The organism is Nitrosopumilus sp. b1 (assembly GCF_014078545.1).
In the GTDB taxonomy this organism is placed as follows: domain Archaea; phylum Thermoproteota; class Nitrososphaeria; order Nitrososphaerales; family Nitrosopumilaceae; genus PXYB01.
This window is the reverse complement of the sequence record NZ_MU078785.1, coordinates 809-4,183: the sequence shown is the minus strand read 5'-3', so window position 1 is coordinate 4,183 and position 3,375 is coordinate 809. Positions and strand designations below refer to the sequence as shown.

At 35.6% G+C, this 3,375-nt stretch carries 1 protein-coding gene, 1 other RNA gene and 2 pseudogenes; 3 read left to right on the top strand and 1 reads right to left on the bottom strand.

What is annotated here, in order from left to right:
- From C6988_RS10815 to rnpB, 3 genes and pseudogenes are all read left to right on the top strand, one after another.
- A pseudogene (locus C6988_RS10815) lies at nt 1–2,149 on the top strand (hypothetical protein); the annotation flags it as partial.
- A 31-nt stretch (nt 2,150–2,180) separates the two neighbouring features.
- Nucleotides 2,181–2,687, top strand: a complete 507-nt coding sequence (locus C6988_RS10810) for a DUF367 family protein (protein ID WP_182135454.1) — start codon at nt 2,181–2,183, stop codon at nt 2,685–2,687.
- Between the two features lie 31 nt (nt 2,688–2,718).
- Nucleotides 2,719–2,996, top strand: an RNA gene (gene rnpB, locus C6988_RS10805) — RNase P RNA component.
- Between the two features lie 7 nt (nt 2,997–3,003).
- Here rnpB and C6988_RS10800 read toward each other — a convergent pair.
- A pseudogene (locus C6988_RS10800) lies at nt 3,004–3,375 on the bottom strand (hypothetical protein); the annotation flags it as partial.

Genomic DNA, 3,375 nt, shown 5'->3' with positions numbered 1-3,375 from the left:
CGTATCTCTAAAAACTGACAAAAATGTTTACGGATTAGGTGATACTGTAAAGATTACAGGACGTGTAAATACTCAGTGGGTTAACTCATTAGATTTAGAAATTAAGCAAGTCGGAACAATATCTCTTTCTACTGATGGCGGAAACATTCTCAAAGAAGCAAGTGTTGTCAGACTGGCCGGAGACAGCACATTTTCTCATGACTTTAAAATTCCAAATGATAAAAAAAGATTAGGTGAATTTAGGGTCACAGTATCAAAAGATATTGGTTCAGCTGAAATTTTCTTTAAGGTTGTTGAAAATCCTTCTGAATATGTTGCATCTGAAACAGAACCATTCACATTATCTCTTGATAAATCGACTTATGAAAAAGGCTCCTCTATGACAATTTCTGGAAAAATAGGTGCAAAACAAATGAGCAGTTCATTTTATACTCCATCTGTAAAAATTACTATAACTGGTGCTGATGGAACAAAAATTACATCAAACACTTTCAAGCCAACTGGCGATAAGGCATCTACTACTGCATACAGCTTAACTGCTGTACCTGATATTGCAGGAAATTACAAAGTAGTTGAAAAACTTCACCCCTCAGTTTTCTCTCCAGGTGATTATGTTGTAAAGGCAAATTATGGTGATGGCTCTCTTACTGCAACTAGAGTATTTTCAGTTGTAGATTCATTAGATATTGGTAAAAGGGTACAACTTGATATTAACAAAGAAGTTTTTGGTTTAAATGAGAAAGTTACAATTGATGGAATAATTCCTGGACTATCTCAAGGTAGTGGAGTAACTATTACTCTCATAAAACCAGATGGTGATGTTGATGAATTTGGAGCATTGGCTGATAATTCAAAATTCTCATGGAGTTGGACTACTCCAATTGCAGAAAAAACTCAATCTGTTTTTAATGAAAGAAGCAAAATTACCAGTAATTTTGGTGTTTATCAAGTAGTCTTTTCAACTTCTTCTGTATCTGAATCAAAATTCTTCAAAGTATCCCCAAACCCTGAAACTGACTCTTTAGTTTTAAAATCAATTGAAGTAACAACTGACAAAGCAATCTACAATGCAGGTGAAAAATTAACCGTTCTTGGAACTGCAGTTAAACGAGATCAAGGCATGGAAGGGTTAGTTGTACAAGACAGAGCGCATATTTCTGTAAAAACAACTAGTTTTCCAATAACTGAAATTTATGATGCTTTTGTTTATTTGGACAATGGTGGTAACTTCAAAAGTACGTTTACACTTCCTGTGACCTTGTTCAAAGAAGGCACTTACAAGGTTGATGTCTCTTATCAAAATAATCGTGCAAATACAATTTTCACTGTTGATAATGATTTCCTTGTAACTGGAGAAGGTAAACTCGCAATAATAGCTGATACTGATAAGGATGAATATTCTATTGGCGAAACTGTTCATCTAACTGGCAGACCAAATAAGCAAGTGTATCTAGATAAGGTCGATATCACTGTAGTCGATGATTCTACTGAGAAAATTACTTGTGGAACTTTTGTTTGTGGCTTGCCTGGCCAGACAATGACAATTGTCCCATCTGCATCAGGAGCATTTACCTTTGATTATAAAATTCCCGACAAATCAAGTGCAATTGGAAAATATGAAATAATTGTTGATGCAGAATTTGGAAAGACATCTGTATTATTCAATGCAACTGCAAAACCAGTAGTTGTTGAAACTCCTAAAGAAACATCTGCTCCAAGAACTACTGAAAAATTCAATCGTATTGCAGATTCATTAATCCCAATTTCAGTTGCTCCAAAAACTCAAGATGAGTTACAACTATCTCCTAGAGTAATTACTGGTTCATTGTTTACTCCATCTAGAGGAGACGAAGCATCAGTCAACATTAAGATTACTGCATCTGATGGTTCATGTATTATTGGTCCTGACGTTGAATGTCTTGTGTCTGAATCAACTAGAATCCCTGGAGCCATTTACAAAGTAGTTGAGGTAGATGGTGTAAATTATAATGTAAGATATAGCGGTCCTGATGTCCGATTAGAAAAATTCACAATTTTACCTGAATCATCTGATGCAACAATCCCAGAATCGACATGGAATGTGGAAATTCTAAAAGATGAACAACCTTCAAGATTCTATTACAAAGTTACTCATATCGTATATGAGTAAAGTAAATACAGATTAAACTCCATTTCAAATCATGCAAGTTCAAGTTTTAATGTACAGACAAGATGATCCTAAAAAATGCACTGCAGCTAAAATTGTAAAGTTTGGTCTTGCAAGAAATATAAAAAAAACTTCGAGTAAAACATTGATTCTTGATCCCTTTGCCCCAAAAACAATTTTACCTGAAGATAAAAAACTTGTAAATTCTGTAACTGGAATCGATTGCTCTTGGACATTGGCTGGAAAAACTTTTTCTTCAAAATTTTCTGGTATTCCAAGAAAACTACCCCCTCTATTTGCTGGAAATCCAGTTAATTATTCTAAAATAAACAAGCTAACAACTGTTGAAGCAATTTCAGCAGCATTATTTATTTTAGGTTTTGATGATGATGCAAAACAATTACTTGAGAAATTCAAGTGGGGTCACACATTTTATGATTTGAATAAAAATTTGCTTGATGATTACTCTAAATTAGAAAATGAAAAAGAAATTCCATCACTCCTTCAGCAATATGGCTTAAAACTTGATTCAAATGAGTAATCTTCAAATTTCATTAAATTAATTAGAATTTGCGAGCCAGAGCACGAGACGCTGCTACGGCAGAGGAAACTCCTCCCTCCATACAGGAAATGTGATCTGGAGATAGATGATCAGAGATGGTCGGCAACAGTGCAGAAAAAATCCAACTTGGAGCACAATGATGGTGTAAGCCTGAGATTGCCAAGAAAGGAATGAAAAACTGTCCCACATGGAGCAAAGCCAAACAGAACTTTAGGTTCCTGTACTTAGTTCAGGTAGGCTGCAAAGCGAAATATCGTGAGAACAAAAGGAGGGTTACTACTGGCACGCGCAATTATTATTGCATTTCTTTTACTGCGTCTTTACACACATCTCTATTACATGTGCATGTAGCATCACAGAAACATTGACCTTGCATTTCACAATCACATTCATTTCCTGCATCTGCTGAAGCTGCACATCCACATGATGCCTCAGATTCCCCTGCTGCTGGTGGGGGTGGTGCTTTTTGAACATGTTGCTCTGCAACTTGTTCTTCATAGACGCTTCTTGTTTTTGCATAGTCTGTATCATCTTTTAGCTGTGCCTCACCTCTGTTAGTTTGATAACCGCCAGAGCTAGCACTTGTCTGATAACCAGTTAATCTTGATGGGTCAATACCAGTTTGTCCTTGACCTTGTTCTTTCTTTAATTGTCTATTACTAAAAAC